The organism is Acidimicrobiales bacterium (assembly GCA_030747595.1).
Classification (GTDB): domain Bacteria; phylum Actinomycetota; class Acidimicrobiia; order Acidimicrobiales; family MedAcidi-G1; genus UBA9410.
The window spans coordinates 88,629-106,953 of sequence record JASLKK010000006.1; the positions used below are offsets into that span (position 1 = coordinate 88,629).

General features: G+C 64.9%; 20 protein-coding genes. 7 read left to right on the forward strand and 13 right to left on the reverse strand.

Annotated features, from left to right (window positions below):
* The 5 genes from QF777_06440 to QF777_06460 all read right to left on the reverse strand — a co-directional run bounded on the left by QF777_06440 (position 1) and on the right by QF777_06460 (position 5,904).
* A complete protein-coding gene (locus tag QF777_06440) occupies positions 1 to 867 on the reverse strand; it encodes an SDR family NAD(P)-dependent oxidoreductase (protein ID MDP6911189.1) in 867 nt (288 codons plus the stop codon).
* A gap of 77 nt (positions 868 to 944) precedes the next feature.
* The gene (locus tag QF777_06445; GenBank protein ID MDP6911190.1) at positions 945 to 2,321 is read right to left on the reverse strand and encodes a mycothione reductase; all 1,377 of its coding nucleotides are present in this window, start codon (positions 2,319 to 2,321) and stop codon (positions 945 to 947) included.
* Positions 2,322 to 2,338: 17 nt separating this feature from the next.
* Complete coding sequence (locus QF777_06450) at positions 2,339 to 3,415, reverse strand: acyl-CoA dehydrogenase family protein (protein MDP6911191.1); 1,077 nt, start codon at positions 3,413 to 3,415, stop codon at positions 2,339 to 2,341.
* Positions 3,416 to 3,420: 5 nt separating this feature from the next.
* Positions 3,421 to 4,617, reverse strand: coding sequence for an acyl-CoA dehydrogenase family protein (locus QF777_06455; protein MDP6911192.1), 1,197 nt, complete (start codon positions 4,615 to 4,617; stop codon positions 3,421 to 3,423).
* Positions 4,618 to 4,638: 21 nt separating this feature from the next.
* Complete coding sequence (locus QF777_06460; protein MDP6911193.1) at positions 4,639 to 5,904, reverse strand: acyl-CoA dehydrogenase family protein; 1,266 nt, start codon at positions 5,902 to 5,904, stop codon at positions 4,639 to 4,641.
* Between the two features lie 195 nt (positions 5,905 to 6,099).
* On the opposite strand from QF777_06460, the gene QF777_06465 reads away from it, so the two are divergent.
* Genes QF777_06465 through QF777_06490 form a run of 6 tightly spaced genes read left to right on the forward strand, consistent with a single transcriptional unit; the run spans position 6,100 to position 11,308 of the window.
* Complete coding sequence (locus QF777_06465; protein MDP6911194.1) at positions 6,100 to 6,561, forward strand: OB-fold domain-containing protein; 462 nt, start codon at positions 6,100 to 6,102, stop codon at positions 6,559 to 6,561.
* A gap of 2 nt (positions 6,562 to 6,563) precedes the next feature.
* Positions 6,564 to 7,766, forward strand: a complete 1,203-nt coding sequence (locus QF777_06470; GenBank protein MDP6911195.1) for a lipid-transfer protein — start codon at positions 6,564 to 6,566, stop codon at positions 7,764 to 7,766.
* Positions 7,767 to 7,811: 45 nt separating this feature from the next.
* Entirely contained in the window at positions 7,812 to 8,585 is a 774-nt protein-coding gene (locus QF777_06475; protein MDP6911196.1) for an enoyl-CoA hydratase family protein, read from the forward strand.
* A gap of 29 nt (positions 8,586 to 8,614) precedes the next feature.
* Positions 8,615 to 9,520, forward strand: coding sequence for an NTP transferase domain-containing protein (locus tag QF777_06480; protein ID MDP6911197.1), 906 nt, complete (start codon positions 8,615 to 8,617; stop codon positions 9,518 to 9,520).
* Entirely contained in the window at positions 9,517 to 10,494 is a 978-nt protein-coding gene (locus tag QF777_06485; GenBank protein ID MDP6911198.1) for an LLM class flavin-dependent oxidoreductase, read from the forward strand. The genes QF777_06480 and QF777_06485 overlap by 4 nt, the downstream gene beginning before the upstream one ends.
* 13 nt (positions 10,495 to 10,507) lie before the next feature.
* Complete coding sequence (locus QF777_06490) at positions 10,508 to 11,308, forward strand: crotonase/enoyl-CoA hydratase family protein (GenBank protein MDP6911199.1); 801 nt, start codon at positions 10,508 to 10,510, stop codon at positions 11,306 to 11,308.
* Here QF777_06490 and QF777_06495 read toward each other — a convergent pair.
* The 4 genes from QF777_06495 to QF777_06510 form a co-directional block, all read right to left on the reverse strand.
* Positions 11,305 to 11,976: a hypothetical protein gene (locus tag QF777_06495; protein ID MDP6911200.1), complete on the reverse strand. Its 672-nt coding sequence runs from the start codon at positions 11,974 to 11,976 to the stop codon at positions 11,305 to 11,307. The genes QF777_06490 and QF777_06495 overlap by 4 nt on opposite strands.
* A 19-nt stretch (positions 11,977 to 11,995) precedes the next feature.
* The gene (locus QF777_06500) at positions 11,996 to 12,748 is read right to left on the reverse strand and encodes an SDR family oxidoreductase (GenBank protein ID MDP6911201.1); all 753 of its coding nucleotides are present in this window, start codon (positions 12,746 to 12,748) and stop codon (positions 11,996 to 11,998) included.
* Between the two features lie 94 nt (positions 12,749 to 12,842).
* Complete coding sequence (locus QF777_06505; protein ID MDP6911202.1) at positions 12,843 to 13,520, reverse strand: alpha-ketoglutarate-dependent dioxygenase AlkB; 678 nt, start codon at positions 13,518 to 13,520, stop codon at positions 12,843 to 12,845.
* A gap of 135 nt (positions 13,521 to 13,655) precedes the next feature.
* A complete protein-coding gene (locus QF777_06510) occupies positions 13,656 to 13,973 on the reverse strand; it encodes a hypothetical protein (protein MDP6911203.1) in 318 nt (105 codons plus the stop codon).
* A 170-nt stretch (positions 13,974 to 14,143) separates the two neighbouring features.
* Between QF777_06510 and QF777_06515 the strand changes: the two genes are divergently transcribed.
* A complete protein-coding gene (locus tag QF777_06515; GenBank protein MDP6911204.1) occupies positions 14,144 to 15,220 on the forward strand; it encodes a hypothetical protein in 1,077 nt (358 codons plus the stop codon).
* On the opposite strand, the gene QF777_06520 is transcribed toward QF777_06515, so the two are convergent.
* The 4 genes from QF777_06520 to QF777_06535 are packed head-to-tail and all read right to left on the reverse strand — an operon-like array spanning position 15,217 to position 17,727.
* Positions 15,217 to 15,663, reverse strand: coding sequence for a DUF2304 domain-containing protein (locus tag QF777_06520; GenBank protein MDP6911205.1), 447 nt, complete (start codon positions 15,661 to 15,663; stop codon positions 15,217 to 15,219). The genes QF777_06515 and QF777_06520 overlap by 4 nt on opposite strands.
* On the reverse strand, positions 15,660 to 16,391 hold the full coding sequence (locus tag QF777_06525; GenBank protein ID MDP6911206.1) for a glycosyltransferase family 2 protein: 732 nt from the start codon (positions 16,389 to 16,391) through the stop codon (positions 15,660 to 15,662). The genes QF777_06520 and QF777_06525 overlap by 4 nt, the downstream gene beginning before the upstream one ends.
* 5 nt (positions 16,392 to 16,396) lie before the next feature.
* On the reverse strand, positions 16,397 to 17,374 hold the full coding sequence (locus QF777_06530) for a GNAT family N-acetyltransferase (GenBank protein ID MDP6911207.1): 978 nt from the start codon (positions 17,372 to 17,374) through the stop codon (positions 16,397 to 16,399).
* Positions 17,371 to 17,727 carry a hypothetical protein gene (locus tag QF777_06535; GenBank protein MDP6911208.1) on the reverse strand — a complete coding sequence of 119 codons (357 nt, stop codon included), beginning with the start codon at positions 17,725 to 17,727 and terminating at the stop codon, positions 17,371 to 17,373. Before QF777_06535 ends, QF777_06530 begins: the two co-directional genes overlap by 4 nt.
* Positions 17,728 to 18,325 lie beyond the last annotated feature (598 nt).

Consider the following 18,325-nt stretch of genomic DNA (forward strand, 5'->3'; position numbering starts at 1 on the left):
TCAGTCAAGGGCGTCCTCGGTGATGGCGCGACCCTCGGTGGGGTTCCGACGCCCGGCGATCTCGGCGTGACGGTTGGTGATGTTCTCCACGTGCCGGCCGTCGGTGAACACCCAGAATGTCCCGTCCAGAATGGCGTCGTGCACCAGGTCAGCTACCGCGTCCGGCTTGAGGGCCTGAGAGGCAATCATTTCGAGGAAGGCTTCTCGAGTGGCGCGATCCTCGTCGGCCTCGAGGTCGGGCAGCGTGTCGATGAGGTGCTCTGGCCGGTTCCGAGCGGAGTTGAAGATACCGGTATCCACGAAACCCGGACACAGCGCCGTAGCACCGACCTTCGATCCGCTGGAAGCCAGCTCGTTGTAGAGCGTCTCAGCGATGACTGCGGCTGCGTGCTTGGTGGCCGAGTAGATGCCCAGCCCGGGATATGCCGTGTGCCCGGCAACCGAGGCGGTGACCACAACATGGCCCTCGTCGCGCTCGATGAGTCCGGAGAGGAAGGCGTCCAGTCCGTGGACGACCCCCATCAGGTTGACGCCGAGGATCCATTCCCAGTCAGCCAGGGTCTGCTCGTGCAGACCTCCTGAGCCAGCAACCCCGGCGTTCAGGCAGATTACGTGAGCGGCCCCGAATGCCTCCTCGGTGGCTGTAGCCAGCCCGTGGACCGAGGCGGCGTCGGACACGTCGCAGCGAACACCCAGGACCTCGGCGCCCGCATCTCGGAGTCCGGTCACCGCGGCGTCCAGTGCAGGAACCTCGATGTCGCCGAGGACCACCTTCATGCCGGCCGCTGCGAAGCGGTGGGCGAAGGCCAGACCCATGCCTGATGCGCCGCCGGTGATGACGGCGACCTTTCCCTGCAGGTCCTCCATGATTGATCGTTCCTCTCAGGTGGGTTCAGTTCGTTGGTCGTTGGCCAGCGGGAGTATCCGCCTGGGTCCAGCTTGCATCAGAGCGCGAGGAGGGCCTGTTCGACGAGTTCGGGCATGGCGGGATGGATCCAGAGTTGATCGTGGGCCATCTGGTCGACGGTCTGACCTGCCACCATGCCCTGGATGAGTTGCTGGACCAGGGTCGGTGCCTGCGGGCCGACGATGTGTGCGCCCAGCAGGAGCCGGGTTTCCGGGTCGGCCATGACCTTGGCGAAGCCGGTCGTGTCCTCCATGGCCCACCCGTAGGCGGTTGACGCGTAATCCCGTGTGGCCACCAGGTAAGGGCGGCCAGAATCGACCAGATCCTGTTCGGTGGGACCGATGGAACCCACCTGGGGGTGGCCGAACACCGCATGGGGTACGAAACGACGGTCAATGGACCACGGGTCGTCAGGATGGACGAGGTTGTGGGCTACCAGTCGGGCCTCGGCGTTGGCCGTGTGCTTGAGTTGCACCGGATTGGTGACGTCCCCCAGGGCCCAGACGCAATCGGCCGACGTTCGGAGCTGTTCGTCGGTCGTCACGTATCCCCGTTCGTCGACAGCGATGCCACCGACGGCCACATCGGCCAGGTCACCGTTAGGGGTCCGACCGGTGGCCACCAGCAGCTGGTCGGCCTCTAGCTTCGTTCCGTCGGACAACTCAAGGTGGAAGGTGCCCGACTCTCCTCCAGTATTCGTTCTCTCGGCCTCGTGTCTGACATGGGCCACGGTCGTCTTGAGGAGTAAGCCCATCCGGTTGCCGTAGACCTCGGTGAGGCGACGTCGTACATCTGTGTCGGCACCTCGGAGGAGCAAGTCGCCACGGTGGACAATGGTGACACGGCTACCCAACCCTTCAAACACGTGGGCCATCTCCACCGCGATAAACCCGCCTCCGAGAATGACTAGGTGCTCGGGAAGCGAATCGATCCGCATGACATCGTCCGACGTACAGAAAGGCACGTCCGTCAGACCGCTGATAGGCGGCACGACGGTACGTGCACCCATGGCCAACACAATCCGATCGGCTGTGACCTCGGTTCCGTTGAGGATCACCGTACGGTCACCCGTGAACCTGGCGGCATGGCGGTAGACGGTCACGTTGTCCAGCGACTGGCGGTAGGCGAGTCCGGCATCGGCAATGGGGTCGATCCGGCCGAAGATGCGATCCCGGATGGCCGGCCAATCGGCCTGGCCTGCCGTGGTCCGCAGGCCGAGTTGGTCGCCGTGGCGGGCAGCCAGGCAGACGTCGGCCGCGTAGACCAGCATCTTGGATGGGATGCAGCCGCGGTTCATGCAGGTTCCGCCGAACGTCGAAGGTTCTGCGACGGCTACGTCCCAGTCGTCATGCTCCGGACCGATGATCGAGTTCCCGGATCCGGCACCGATGATGAGGAGGTCGTGGTGCGGCATCGAGATTTTCCAGGTTGTCAGCGGGCGAGGTGGTCGCCGAGAGCTCTGAGGCTCTGTGTTCCGGCGCCCAGTGAGGCGGTGAGGTGCTTGTTCCAGAGGGTGTAGCGGTGGAGGGGATAGTCGACGGCCACCCCTATGCCTCCATGGCAGTGCTGGGTGGCATTGGCCACATCGGTGGCCCGTTCCGAGGCCCACCACTTGGATACCAGCAAGTCTTCCGTGGCGTCTTCGCCGTTGGCGAGGCGCCACGCCGCGGAGAGCGTGGCAAGTCGTATGCCGCCAACATTCACGAACTGGTCAGCCAGCCGTTGACCCACAGCCTGAAAGGTGGCGATGGGGCGACCGAACTGCTCTCTGGTTGAGGTGTACTCGGCCGTCAAGGAAAGCGCTCGTTCGGTCACGCCCAGCTGGGTTGCTGAGATGCCGAGCCGAAGGTGATCTAGGAGATCGCTCACCGTCGTGTGGTCGCCTAAGGGTTCGGCCGGCGTCGCCTCAAAAGTGACCTCCCAGACGGGTTGCCGCCGGGTGGAGGTTCCCTCCACACGGGCGATGCCAGCGGCCATCGGGTCGACCAGGACGCACCGGGGCCCATCCGGGCTTCGCACGGTGACAAGAATGAGCGATGCGGCGTCAAGGTGCTCGACCACCACCTTGGTGCCGTGCAGAAGGCCGTCCTCGAAGGTCACGGAGGGCTGTGAGAGGCGGTCGTCAAGGAACTCCTGGACAGCGACGGTGAGGATGCAGCCGCCGGTGGCTACGTCTGGGAGCAGGCGATGGCGCTGTTCATGGGACCCATGTCGGTCCACAATGACGGCGGCGACCGACGACGGGAGCAGTGGTAGGGGTGCCACATGGGATCCCTGGACCCCCAACAGAAGGGCTAGGGCCACGACGTCTAGGCCGCTACCGCCGACATCGGCGCCGAGGGCTATGCCGAGGAGTCCGGCGGAGGCGAGGTCCTCCCAGAGGTTCTGATCGAACCATCCGCCGGCAGTCTCGACGGCAAGGTGTCGACCGATGTCCAGATGGTCGCCCATGATTCGATCGGCAAGGCCCACCATTGCCTGCTGGGCGTCCGAGGGGGTGAAGTCCACGGGCCCTACCTTCCCTCTGATTGGCGACGCTGCTGGCGTGGAAGGCCCAGGCCGGCCATTCCGATGATGTCGCGCTGCACCTCGTTGGTACCGCCACCGAAGGTGAGCACCCAGACACTTCGGTAGGAGGCCTCGACGGCGTTTAGGATCGTGGTTCCGGGCGATCCCTCCGTCAGGTGGCCGGTGGCGCCGATCACCTCGGTGATGAGGGTGTACACGCGGTGCATCGACTCAGAGCCGTGGACCTTTATGGCGGAGGAGTCAGCGGGACTCATGCGTCCACTGGTGTTCTCCGATGCCACGTACCAGTTGAGCAGGTCAAGGTGTCGGGCCAGCGCACGACACTCGGCCAATTTCACTCGCACCCATTCGTGGTCGATGATCCGGAGACCATCGGGGCCAATGGTGTCTCGAGCCCAGGCCACGGCATCAGCGGTGATCCGGACCAATCGTGCCCCCGGAAACAAGGACACCCTCTCGTGGTTGAGTTGGTTGGTTATCAGGCCCCAACCGCCGTTTACCTCGCCTACCCGCATTGAGTCCGGTACCAGGACGTCATCGTAAAACGTCGAGGTGGTGTGGGTGTTGCCGAACGTCTCGAAGGGTTGGATCGTGAAGCCCGGATCGTCGGTGTCCACGAGGAACATGGTGATGCCCTTGTGGGCCGGCGCATCAGGGTCGGTCCGGGCGGCCAGCCACACGTAGTCGGCGTTATAGGCGAGGCTAGTGAACTGCTTCTGCCCGTTGATCACCCAGTTGTCGCCATCGCGTACTGCACGGGTACGAAGAGCAGCTAGGTCGGTGCCGGCATCGGGCTCCGAATAGCCGATCGAGAAGTGCATCACCCCAGCCAGGATTCGTTGGAGGAAGAAGTCCTTCTGGGCGTCGGTGCCGAACCGCCGAATCGTCGGGCCGACCGTGTTGGTACTCAGGAACGGGATGGGACACCCGGCGGCCTGTGACTCGTCGTAGAAGATGTACTGCTCGATGGGAGTGAAGCCCCTGCCCCCATACTCGACGGGCCAGCCCACTCCCAGCCAGCCGTCGACTCCGACCTGTCTGATCAGGGCCTTGTACGCGTGATTCTCGGCGAACTCGGCGCTCGAGACACTGTCCTTCATTTCGGGCGTCATAAGTTCGTCGAAGTAGGAACGCAGTTCCAGTTGCAGGGCCTTTTGGTCCCCGGTGAGGTCGATGAACATGGGTTTCGCCGTCGTCGGGTATTAGTTCCTGGGAATGTCCTGCCAGGGGGCACCCTTGAAGGGGTCGGGTTCCCTCGGCAGGCCCAGAACCCGTTCACCGATGATGTTGCGCTGCACCTCGTCGGTGCCGCCGGCCAGGCTTATTCCCGCTGCGCTTACGCAGAAGCCGGACCACTTCCGGCCAGCGATAGCTCGTTCGTCCAGTTCGTCACCGTCGCTACGTCGACCGAACGCCTGACCAGCCGTGCCGACGATAGCCATTGCAGTGTCTCGGGCCTGGCGTGCCACTAGTGCGCCGGTCAGCTTGGCGATGGATCCCTCGGGACCGGGAACCCGCCCAGCGGCCACCGCCGATCGGATGCGCCGCCCGATGTAACCCTTGATCTCCTCGCTGATGTGGAGGGCGGCCAGGGCCTGGCGGATCACCGGTTCGTCTGACCGACCAAGGTCCCGCGCCAACTGGATGAGTTCTGGGTTGCGTTTAGCATTAAGGGCTCCACCACCGGCCCCTATGGAGACCCGCTCGAACATGAGCATGGAGACCGCAAGATTCCAACCCTGGTTCACGTCACCGAGGATGTTGGCCGCCGGAACCCGGACGTCACTGAAGAAGACCTCATTGAAGCCTTTCGCCCCGGAGATCTGGACCAATGGCCGGATCTCGACGCCGGAAGTGCGAAGGTCGACGATAAACATCGACAGGCCTTGGTGCTTGGGCAGGGTGGGATCGGTGCGGGCCACCACGAGGCCGTAGTCGCAGTAGTGGGCACCCGAGGTCCAAACCTTCTGGCCGTCGAGGATCCACTCGTCCCCGTCGAGGACTGCACGTGTGGACAATCCGGCCACATCGGAACCGGCGCCGGGCTCGGAGAACATCTGGCACCAGATGTTGGTGCCCCGGATCACGCCGGGCAGGTGGGATGACTTTTGTTCGTGGGTGCCGAACTGGGCGAGCATGGGCAGGCACATGCCGTGCGAGATGCTGAGCGGAGAGTCTGGTCGGTGCCAAGCAGCAGCGGCCCGGGTAAAGAGCTCTTGGTGGTGGGCGGTTAGGCCGGCCCCGCCGTACTCGGCGGGGATGTCCAACCCGGCCAACCCGGCGTCGGTCAGCGCCCCCTGGTAGGACCGGGCAGCGATGAGGCCGTCGGGATCATCCGGACCGGCGTCAGAAACCGCTGGTTCGTCGATCCGAACACAGTGTTCTGCGTGGAAGGCCTCGACACGAGCGACAAATGCGGCGTCATCGGCCGAGATGTCGTCTGAGGCCGGCCGGTTGGTGTTGCTCATCGCGGTGACGGTACCGGTGGCTCCCGATGCAATCGGCATTGGGGAGGGGCCAGCGACGAGCTGGAACTGGAGTCCCTGGGGTTTGGGCCTACTCGGACACGTCGGAGGAGGTGCAGGCGAGGTTCTTGTCACCGTGGGTGCCGTCGTAGGATCGTTGAGATGCAACAGGGCGCCGATGCTTAGAGGGAATGTGACATGACGACGACCACCGGTCGGGAGCGCGTGCCGGCCGTCGAAGGCTTCTTCACCATGGGCGACGAACCACAGTTGATCGGGGGTCGCCTGGAGACAGGCGGTTACTGCTTCCCGCTTCACCTCGGAGGCAGTGATCCTCGTAGCCCAGCTGGATCGGTCGAGGAGGTTCTGTTGAGCCGGAGGGGCCGGATCTGGTCGTTCACCAACAGCGCCTATCCGCCACCTCCGCCGTTCATCGTCACTGAGCCCTATGTGCCGGTAGTGGTGGCTGCCGTCGAGCTTGAGATGGAACGCATGGTCGTCTTGGGGCAGGTGACACCGGGCTGGACGGTCGACGATCTCGAGGTGGGAATGGAGGTCGAGTTGGAGTTGGGCGTCCTTTACGCGGATGATGAGACCGACCACCTGACGTGGCAGTGGCGACCCGTTATCGCCGAAGAGACTGCTGACAAGGGGGCTTGACCATGCCGGAGGGAGCCATGGAGGAGGTCGCCGTCCTGGGTGTCGGAATGCACCCGTGGGGGAAGTGGGGCCGCAATTTCACCGAGTACGGGGTCCATGCCGCACGGGCGGCCCTGGCTGATGCCGACGTCGACTGGAACGACGTGGGCTTCGTGTCGGGAGCCATCACGGTCCGCTGTGGGTATCCGGGCTACGTGTCCGGTTCGACGTTCGCCCGGGCGCTGGGCTTCAACGGCGCGCAGGTGGCGAGCAGTTACGCGGCGTGCGCCTCGGGGGTCACCGCTCTGTCGGTGGCCCGTGGCCAGATCCTCTCCGGAGCGTGTGACGTGGCGGTCGTGGTGGGGGCCGACACCACCCCCAAAGGTTTCCTGGCGCCGACGAGTGGCGACCGGCCCGACGACACGGACTGGTTGCGGTTCCACATGGTCGGGGCAACCAACCCGGTGTACTTCGCCCTCCACGCCCGGCGCCGTATGGCCCTCTACGGTGCTACGCCGGAAGATTTCGCCATGGTGAAGGCCAAGAACAGCCGCCACGCCGTCCATAATCCGAACGCCCGGTACCCCAAGGAGTACGACGTGGACGATGTCGCCAACTCCCCGGTGGTGTCTGATCCGCTACGACTGCTGGAGATCTGTGCGACAAGCGACGGGGGAGCGGCCTTGGTGGTCTGCTCTATGGATTACGCCCGATCCAAGGGCGTCACCGACCCGGTACGGGTGGCCGGCCTTTCGACGGTCACGCCCACCTACCCCGACACCGTCATCGATCTTCCGTACCTGGCCACGGATTCTGCGGCCGCCGTGGAGCCACCGGCGCTGGGCTTCAAGGATTCCATCGGAGCGCAGGTGTACGCCGAGGCCGGGATGGGCCCCGCCGACGTCGATGTGGCAGAGGTGTACGACCTCTCGTCGGCTCTGGAACTTGACTGGTACGAGCAGTTGGGCCTGTGTGCTGAGGGCGAGGCCGAGGCGCTCCTGAGGACTGGTGAGACATCCATTGGTGGTCGAATCCCTGTCAATCCCAGCGGTGGGCTCGGAGCTTTCGGAGAGGCGGTGCCAGCGCAGGCCATTGCCCAGGTCTGTGAGCTCACCTGGCAGCTCCGAGGACAGGCTGGTGGCCGGCAGGTTGACGGCGCCCGAGTAGGAGTGAGCGCGAATCAGGGACTGTTCGGCCACGGATCTTCGGTCCTGGTCCGGCGCTGATCACACCGTGAAGTGATGGGCTGAGGGGACGACAGAGGAGAGACGATGGCACTGCACGAGACGGTCACTGATGGTGTGGCCACCATCACCATGGACAACCCGCCGGTCAATGCGCTGGGCATCGCCGACACCTATGGCCTGGCCGCCCTGCTGGACGGTTACGGCAAACGCAACGACGTTCGAGCGGTGGTCCTGACCGCCGAGGGGCGGGGCTTCTGCGCCGGCGTGGATATCAAGGAGATTCAGGCAATGGATACCGATGGCGGGCATCTCGGGTTGGTGGAGGCCAACCGATCGTGTGCGGAGGCCTTCCGGGCGGTCTACGAATGCGCCATACCGGTGGTGGCGGCCGTCAACGGGTTCTGTCTGGGAACCGGGATCGGTCTGGTGGGCAACGCAGACGTGATCGTTGCGGCAGAGGGGGTGGGCTTCGGCCTTCCCGAGGTGGATAACGGGGCGCTGGGCGCCGCCACCCACCTAATGCGTCTCGTGCCAGCACACCGGGCCCGCTGGATGCTCTACAGCTGCGAGCCGGCAAGCGCCGAGGAACTACACGGCTATGGCTCGGTCCTACGGGTTGTACCAGCTGATGATCTTGCCGCATCGGCTGTCGAGGTGGCGGCCACCATTGCCTCTAAGGACGGGTCGGTCATCCGTGCTGCTAAGGCATCGATGAACGGAATCGATCCGGTGGATGTCCGAACCAGCTATCGCTTCGAGCAGGGTTTCACCTTCGAATTGAACCTGCTGGGTCGGGGAGATGAGGCCCGGGCAGCCTTTCTGCGAGGCGAACGGGACCCCAACGCTGCCGCCGACTGACCCGGCTCGGACGATGATGGCCCGCCGTGATGACTACTGAACCCGTGATCAGCCTGCTGCTCCTAGCTGGCGGCCTGGGATCGCGTTTCGGGGGCACCAAGCAGTTGGCCCCCGTGGGCCCGCAGGGATCGGCCATTCTCGACCATTCCATTCGTGAGGCGGCATTGGCTGGTGTAACGCGGGTGGTGGTGATCGGACGGACCGACCTCGACAGGGACATCCGTAGGCACCTGATGGCCCAGCATGGCGATGATCTCGACCTGGTGATGGTGCATCAGGACGCCTTCGGACCAGCGAGGGCCAAGCCGTGGGGGACCGGCCACGCCGTGGTCAGCGCCCACGCTGTACTCGATGGTCCGGTGGTGGTGCTCAACGCCGACGACCACTATGGCCCCACCGGCATTGCCCGAATAGTGGCCGCGGTTGCCGAACCGGTAGGACAGATGCCTGTCGCTGCCATGCTCGGATTTCGTCTCGGGCAAACCCTGCCGGCCACCGGGACGGTCTCGCGGGGCGTGTGCCGTCGGGATTCCGATGGCCGTCTAGCGGGCCTTGTCGAGACCCACGGCATCGGCCGCGATAGCAACGAAGCTCAAGGAGAGGTCATTCGTGCCGCCGACCCGCCTGGTGAGCTGTCACCAGAGACCCCGGTCTCGATGAACATCTGGGCCCTTCCTTTGGCTGCCATCGAGGCACTGAGGGAACAGTGGATGGCCTTTCATGACGAACACCGCTACTCCGAGACATCCGAGTTCCTGTTACCCGAGGCGTTAGATGAGCAGCGAGCCGTGGGTCGGCTGTCGATACAGGTGCTCGACACCGACGAGGACTGGATCGGCATCACCAACCGGGAGGACCTAGAGGTTGCCCGTGACGCTTTTGCTGCGCTGGCCCAAGGTCGCGCCTGCTCGCCCGTCGATGAGGCCGATCGATGATCCTTCTCCGATTTGATCTGCGAATCCCGCCGTTTGTAGACGACCTGACACATGCACGCCAGTACGCCGAGATGCTCGAGATGTGTCGATTTGCCGACGAGCACGGGTTCGCCGGGGTCGTCCTGTCAGAGCATCACGGATCCGAGGACGGTTTCATGAGCGCCCCCTTAGTCGTGGCCGCCGGTGTCCTGGGTGCCACCCGCAACCTCTTCTGCTCGGTCTCGGCCCTATTGCTTCCCCTGCACGAGCCACTCCGGGTGGCTGAGGACATAGCGGCCATCGACCTCATGGCCCCCGGCAGGATCAGCGTGGTGGCCGGTGTCGGCTATCGGGACGAGGAGTTCGCCATGTTTAGTCGGGACCGGACCCGTCGAGGCCGGGCCACCGACGAGAGTTTGGCCACGATGCTTGAGGCATGGAAGGGAGAGCCGTTCGTGGTGAACGGTCGCACGGCGTGGGTGACGCCGCGTCCGGCCAGCGATCCCCACTCGTTGTTGGCGGTCGGCGGCTCGGTAGAGGTATCGGCATATCGGGCAGCCCAGCATCACCTGCCGTTCGTACCCGCCGTGCACGACCCGGAACTTGAGGTCGCCTATCTGGCGGAATCTGCACGGGTGGGCCACGAGACCCCCTTCTGCATGATGCCGTCCGGCCCGGGACTCGTCTTGGTCACCCGGGATCCCGATGGCCTTTGGAATCGCATCGGCGAGAATCTTCTATACGACGCCCGGGCCTATGCCTCGTGGCAGAAGCCCGACCAGCGCACCAGTTGGCAGGTCGACGCCACCGACCTGGCAACCCTCCGGGCTGGCGGCCAGCACGCCATCCTCACCCCGGAGGAGTGCGTGGACTTGATCCGCCAAACCGGAGCGGCCGTTTCCCATCCGCTCTGTGGAGGCATCGACCCGGCCATTGGTTGGGAGTCACTGCAGTTGATGGCCGACGAAGTCCTGCCGTCCCTGGCCGCCGGCTAACGAGGAGAACCGAGTGCCTGATCTACTGATTGACCGTGACGGCCCCGTCATGGTGCTCACCATGAATCGCCCATCCCGGCGAAACGCCATGACGTTGGCCATGTTCGCCCGTCTGGCCGACGCCTGGGACGAGATCGACGCCGACGAGAGCATCCGGGTGTGCATCCTCACCGGTAGCGGTGACCACTTCTGTGCCGGGATGGACCTCCGGGCCATGGCAGGCGATGTGGACGCTAGCGACGACTACGACGTGGCGGGTCGTATGGAGCGCGACGGATCCGGTTGGATCTATGACGGCCTGCTCAAAACCCGTCACCCCCGGGTGCCGGTGATCGCTGCCGTGGAGGGGAACGCCATCGCCGGGGGAACCGAGATCCTCCAGGGTACGGAGATTCGGGTGGCCGGGGAGAGCGCCACGTTCGGGGTATCCGAGGCCCGCTGGTCGCTGTATCCGGGTGGTGGATCGGCGGTCCGCCTGGCCCGTCAGATTCCGTTCACCGAGGCGGCCGACATCTTGCTCACCGGGAAGCACGTGTCGGCGACCGAGGCGAAGTCATTGGGCCTGATCGGTCATGTGGTCCCCGACGGAACAGCGTTGGACCGGGCCCGTGAGGTCGCCGCAGCAGTGGCGTCTAACGGCCCTCTGGCCGTGGAAGCCATCCTCCGTACCCTTCGGGAGACACCGGGCATGACCGAGGACGAGGCCTATTCCTTTGAGGAGCCCCTTAGTCGGGCCGTATTCTCTTCTCGGGACGCGAAGGAGGGCCCGAGGGCCTTCGCCGAGAAGCGGGCGCCCGACTTCCGACGGGGCTAATCGACGGCTTCGGCTACCGGGTCGGCTGGGCCCGGATCGTCGAGTCGGTCTGCGCCCTGGTCGAGGCCGGGAAGCGATACCTGGAACTCGTAGCCCCGGTCGGCGGCGTCGCGCAGCACCAGCTGCTCGCATTCGGTCCACGTCTGGGCCCGGGTGCCACCGAGATGCTGGTTGTAGGGCGCATCGAAAATGATGACCCTATTGCCGACCTCACGAAGCGCTTCGACGTTATGGGGCCCGTCGTCGATGTAGAGGTCGGCACCCACTTCGGGCTTGTCGCCCATGAAGCAGATGTCGCGGTACGGGATACGTACCCGGTCCAGCCACTCGACAGTGTCGGCAATGGCAGTGGCGTGGCTCCAGTTGACATAGAGACGATGGGTGATGATCCGGATCCACACACCGGCATCAGAGAGTCGCCAGAGGACGTCGGCCGCCCCCTCAAGAACCGGCATCCACGAGAGGATCCGACGCTCGGTTACCGCATGGTGGTGGAGGCGCTCGAATTCTTCTTCGTCCAGGCCCCACTCGGAGAAATCCCAAGAACGTTCCAGCGGAAGATCGTCTAGCGAACATCCCAACTCTTCGGCTACCACGGTACGGAATGCCTCTGTGTAGTCCCCGCACACACCGTCGAGGTCCACACCGAGGACGTAGGGCCGATCCATGGATCCGACGGTAGTCGGGTCAGCCCGCGGTCAGGCCACCGTCCACTGAGACGATGGCCCCGTGCATGCGACTGGCCTCGTCGGACGCCACGAAGGCGATCACGTTGGCCAGTTCGCTTGGGTCCGCCATCTTTCGGAAGCCCATGTAGGGCTGCATCAGGGAAAAGTCGAGGTCGTCGGGCATCTTGAAGTTCTGGCTCATGGGACTGTTGACGCCGCCCGGTGCTACGGCGTTGATCCGGACAGGCTCCTTGACGTACTCCATGGCTAGTGCCCGGGTCATGTTGACCACCGCGCCCTTCGTGGTGCTGTAGGCCACCGTGTAGGCCTGTCCCATTAGGCCGGCGTTCGAAGCGATATTCACGATGTTGCCGCGGCTTTCGATCAGATGGGGGAGCGCAGCCTGAGCACACCAAAAACTGCCTGACACGTTGATTTCCATCATGCGGTTCCAGCCCTCCTCGGTGATATCGGCCACGCGCTCAGCCCACACCACGCCGGCGATATTGGCTAGGACGTCGAGGCGCCCGTGGGTTGCCACTGCCGCGTCCACCGCTGCGCCGCAGTCGGTCCGCCTGGAGACGTCGCCGGCAACCGTGGTCATGGCGCCTCCGGAGGCGACCACTTCGGCGGCCACGGCGTCGAGACCCGCAACGTCCCGGTCGAAGCCCACGATCTTCGCCCCGTCGCCGGCCATGCGCAGAGCGGTGGCCCGCCCTATTCCCGAAGCCGCTCCGGTTATGAGGGCCACCCGTCCGTCAAACCGTCCCATGTCGCATCCTCTCGTGGCTTCAGCCGTGTGGCGCTGATCGCTCGATTGAAGGTACCGGCCGCTGGTCAGGTAACAGGAGTCGGCCCCTGCTGGCTCACAGCCGGTGGTCCAGACGGCGGGGCCCGGACGGACCGGAATTAACAACCTGGTCAAACTCGCGACCACTGGGACAACGGAAGGCGACGCTGATCCGCGGGCCAGCAGAGGACGCCTTGGGTACGCAGTGCTCGAACCGCTGCTGGACCGGCCCACGCATCACGAGCAGGTCGCCAGCTGTGAGAGTCCATGCCAGCGAGGGCCCGCCACCGCGCGGGCGAACTCGGAACGTACGGGGGGCACCTGTCGAGATGAGGGCCACGTCATCGTGGAGGCTGCCCGGACGATGCCGGTCACCGTGCCAGGCCACACTGTCGTGGCCATTCCGGTAGAGGTTGGCCCAGGCGGCCACGTAGCCCCGGTAGTAGTGGTCCGTGAGGGAATCGGCCATCGCGCGCAGGGGAGCCGACGGTTCGCTGATGCTGGTCGAGAGTCGAGGTTCTACAACCTCGTGGTCGACCATCCACCGACGGTGACTCTGCCAGGGAAGGCCTGCGAGGAGGTCGAGGAACAACTCGTCAGCTCCGGCTATCCATCCGGCCACATAGTCAATCCTGCAGTCGTCATCCAGGTCGGTGTGTCGGACGGTGGACTCGAGCAGTGAAAGTCGGAGTGGACCGCCACCGAAGAGGCTCCCCTGAAGGCCCGAGGGGCCGGGGAGGAGGACGTTGGGCACGGCCCCATTGTACCGAGACCCGAACACACGTTCGTGCACCGGTCCCAGGTGGACGTTCACGGTGGACGTGCCGGCCCCTAAAACGAGGAAAGCCCCGTCTCCCGGAGGAGACGGGGCTTTCCTGCTCGAACTTGATTAGCGAGCTACGCCCTTGCTGAGCGCCGAAAGAGCAGCGTCCTTGACAGGGATGAAGGCCGTGATCGCAAGAGCAGAGCCGACGTCGGAACCGAAGTCGCCCATGCCCAGGATCTCGGTAGAGGCCCCATAGCCCCAGCCCCCGATATCACTGATCACGACGAAGAGATACGCCCAGATCAGGTTGAGGTTGGATCCCACGACGGGAACCGACCCAAGAATCGAGTTGACACCAACGGTGTCGAGGATGCTGTTGAGAACGGCCAGCACGCCCTGGAAGATCATTGCCAGAACGATGAGCGTAAGAATTGTTGCCATCATGATGTTGGTAACCCCTTTGTTTGTTTGGCGATCCCTGTCTCCGGTTGACCGGACCGGAACCGCTGAAGAAAAGTGTAAACGAACCACAATCAACGATCGCGGCATTCCCGTAACATAATCGCAACATCCGCGGTAGTGAAACAGCCTCCCACTATTATCCCCGGCCCATGAGGGAGCAGGACCCGAGCCCACGCCGACGGGCCGCTCGGCTACTTGGGATCCTGACGCTGGTACTGGTTGGCGCCAGCCTCCTGGCACCCGACACCGTAGACACGTGGGCCGACACCCGTGATGCCGGTTGGGAGCGGGCCACGACGCGTGCTTGGGCCGACCCGATGGGGAAACTGTCCCGGCGCCTCTCACTTGATGCCCCTTTGCGGTACGTCGAGGACCTCCTTGACCGTGCGGCCCCGGCCGTCGCCGATCCGGCAGTTCGGCCGACTCCCGTTACCTCGTCGACCCCTGAAGCCACGTCCAACTCTCAGGCTCCTTCCAGTTCTGAAGCCCTGCTGACAAACGAGGCTCCGCCGACCTCTCAAGACCGGCTGGCTTCTGATGCCCCTCCGATCGCACGCCCCCCACGAGTAGGCGACGCTGAACAGCCACTAAGGATCCTCGCTGTGGGTGACTCGCTAATGCTCGACCTGCAGTACGGCCTGGAGCGCGTGCTGGGCCAGCGGTCCGATGTGCGGGTAGTAGGGAAGGGTGCCCTGGGCTTCGGGTTCACCGTGCCCCACTGGGACTGGGACGACGACGTACTGGTCGACTACGACCGGCTAGTGGCCGACGTGTCGCCCGACGTCGTGGTGGTCATGATTGGCGCCAATGAGTTCGAGGGGCACGCGATTGAGGGTTTGGATCTCGTTCCGGGGAGTCGGCAATGGCGGGAGATCCTCGCGCTCAGGGCCGACGAGGCGATCGCCCATTGGCGGGCGGGTGGAGCCCACGTGTACTGGTGGACCACCCCACGGATGCGCGACGCCAGGTACCTGACTGATGACCTGAACGCCATCTGGATCGAGACCACCGATGCCTGGGGGGCGGGGGCCACCATGCTCGAGAGCATGGCCGTCCTGGGTGACAACGACGGGAGTTATCGGGAGGTCCTGCGGGATGAAACCGGTGCCGAGGTGCCGCTGCGAAAAGAGCATGGTGTGCACTTCCACGAGGTGGGGGCCGACCTACTGGCCCGCCAGTTGGAGGACCGTCTGGTGGGGGACGGCTGGGTGGCACCCCGTTCCTAGCTCTGCTCCTCGTCTGGGGCACCGTCGGAACGCCGGGTCTCTCCTGGATCGTTGTCGCTAGATCTCTTGACGACGTCGCTGATCGACGCAGGTTTAGTGGAGGCAGAGCCCTCCACTGGCCCTCGCAATAGCGCCAGTTCCTCGGCCAGTGCACGTACCCGCTTCTCCAGACGGGAGAGTTCGTAGGAAAAATGCATGGCAACCAGCAGCAGGAAGCCGATGGCCAGCAGCAGGAAGAGCGTGGGCTGATACCAGATGCCCAGGCGGTCGGCGAGTCGATCCAGAAGGGTGGGTACCGAGGCGGCCACGGCCAGTACAAGGCCAACCGTCAGCCAGAGGACTGAGTACTTGGCCTTCAGAGCGCCTCGCCGCACGAGCCGGATGATGACCAAGACGGCCACCACGGTGAGGGCGGCCAGGAGAGCGTGCGTTGGACCGGTCACGATGTCGTTTCCACCTTCCGGGACCCATGGGTCCGTCGTGGCCGGCTGCCGGGCCCGCCGGCCACCAGGACGATGAGTAGGCGGACGAAGTGGTAAGCCAAGCGGAGGTTGCGGTTTGACGCTGTCCCCGCCGAGCGGTCTCGCATGGTAATCGGCACCTCGCGCACGGTGAATCCGTGGCGTACGGCCAGGACCAGGGCCTCCACCGACTCCATGTACTCCATGGGGTACTCGGTGGCGAAGAACTCCAGCACTGGTCGGCTGAAGGCGCGAAAACCCGACGAGGTGTCGGTGAACCGTTGACCGCTGATGGCGCCCACGAGTCGCCGCAGGAGCGCCATGGCCACCCCCCGACTCCGGCCCACCTGATAGCCCCCGTCATCGGCGAAGCGGCTACCGATGACCATGTCAGCGTCGTCGAGGGCGGTGAGCAGCGCCGTGATCTGGGTGGCGTCGTGCTGGCCGTCAGCATCGAACTGATAGGCCCGGTCGTAGCCCTCGCGTACGGCATGTCGGAAACCCAGTCGGAGGGCACCGCCGATGCCCAGGTTGAAGGGAAGACGGAGGCAGGTGGCGCCGCCGTCTACCGCTGCGAGGTGCGTGCCGTCGTTGGATCCGTCGTCGACCACAATCACGTAGTGGTCTGGGACATGGGCGGCAAGGTCGGCGAGAACCGCGGGCAGGGCGTCAACCTCATTGAAGGCCGGGATGATGACGGCGGTTCGCACGATGATCAGTATGCGTCGAAGTCGAGGAATTCGAAGGCTGTTAGGGCCAGGTCCTCTTCGACCAGTCGGGGGACACCGTTGTCATCGAAGGCGTGGAGCACGATGCCTAGCGGACTGGGCATGAGGCGACGAGGCAACGGGAAGCCTCTACCTCGTAGCAGAGGGTTGGCCCCCCAGTGCAGGACCAGTGGCGTGCGGTGGTGCCGGGCCAGTACGGCGGCGATGCCCTGGGCCGACATGGTGTCGACGCCGGAGCGCCGCGCCAGAACTTTCAGTAGGACGGCTACCTGGAACGGGCCATGGCGTCTGCTCGTACTGACGAGGGCTACGTCCTCGCGGACGTGGAGGACGTAGCGCGCTCCTGGTCGGGCCAGACGCCATCGCAGGAGTTCGGCCGTCCATCGGGCGCCGTGTCCGGCGGACGGGGGCGTGCTCGGGAGAGGAAGGACCTTGTCGAGAAGTGGGCCGCCCAGGAGGTCTGCGTCAACCGGATGGCTGGTGACCGGGACGCCATCGGGAACGGGGGCCAGGAACCGGGCTCCCAAGTCAGGCAGGTGCCGCCAGCCGAAGGTCCCGACCATTCGAGGCAGGGACTTGGCGTTGGCGACTCCGAGAATGCCGTCCAAACCGTCGGCGGTGCCTACCCGGTAGCTGTCCTCCACGGCGCGGCGAAAGGCGCCGGACCCCCGAGCTTGGGGATGGGTGACCAGGTCCACGCCTAACCCCAGTCGTAGGTCGCGGCCCGGGCCCGAACCATCAGCGGCGTGGAACCGAACCGGCACCAGGGTGTAGTTGCCGACGAGACGCCCGTCGTCATGCGCCGTGCCCACCGAGGCCTTGCCTTCCGGATTTCCCCGGTAGTACCAGTCGAGGAGATCGGATCCGATAGGAGGTTCGAAGCCGAAGACCAGATTAAGGAGATCCGCCGTGGGGGTCAGATCTTGTCCGTCATCGGCGTGCCCACCGTTGGCCGGGCCGGTCATTGGACGTCCCGGTCTACGGGCCGACCACTTCTGGCTGCCATGACCACCGACGCGATTAGTAACAGACCGCCGACGGCGACGCGGAATCGGGCTCGACCAGTGCAGTCCACTGCGCTTTCCACGACGGGATCGCCCATGATTGGAAGGGGCGAGGTGTACACCTCGGCAATCGGCTGGTCGTCTCCGAGCATTCCGGCCACCGGAGTACGGCACCCGATCTCCGGGGTGGCCTCGAACGAGAATGGCTCTCCTCCCGGCAACGGTCGGCTAAATGGGGCGAGGAGAACCCAGAGGCCAACCAGCAGGGCGGCGACCGCCAGCCACTGCCGTCGGGTTGGCCGGGAGCGGGTCATGGGCTGGTGATACTACCGGTCGCTGATCCGCTCCTCCGGGCCGGTCCGGAGTCCGACGCTCCCTGGGTCGTACCCTCGCCACATGTCTGGCTCCCCGATTGGTTCCACGCACTGGGCTGGGACGCGCCGCAGGGTGCTCCTTCCCCTGCTGGTGATCGGAGCGGCCCTGGTCGTCCTACTGGCGCTGATCAGTGACCGGTCGCTACGGGTGGTGTCCATTGGAGACAGCGTGACCTACGACGCCGATCCGGGGTTGCGCGCAGCCCTGGAGGCCACCGGGTCGGTGGTAGTCGACACACGGTCCATTGGTGGGGTCGGCCTTCTACGTCCAGGGATCGACGATTATCTGGCTGATGTGTTGTCCGACGACCCCGCTGTGGTGGTGGTGATGCTCGGCGGTTGGGACCTCGGCGAGATCGTGGCTGACCCGACTGCCTATGCGATACGTCTGGACGAGGTCGCCGATTACCTGACGGCCGACGGGGCACACGTGGTGTGGTTGGCCATGCCGCCGACCCCTCCGGGTGAGGGCATCGAGGAGGCTCGGCAGACGGCCAACGGCCTCTTCGGTGACCTCGCTGACCGGCGTTCCGACGTT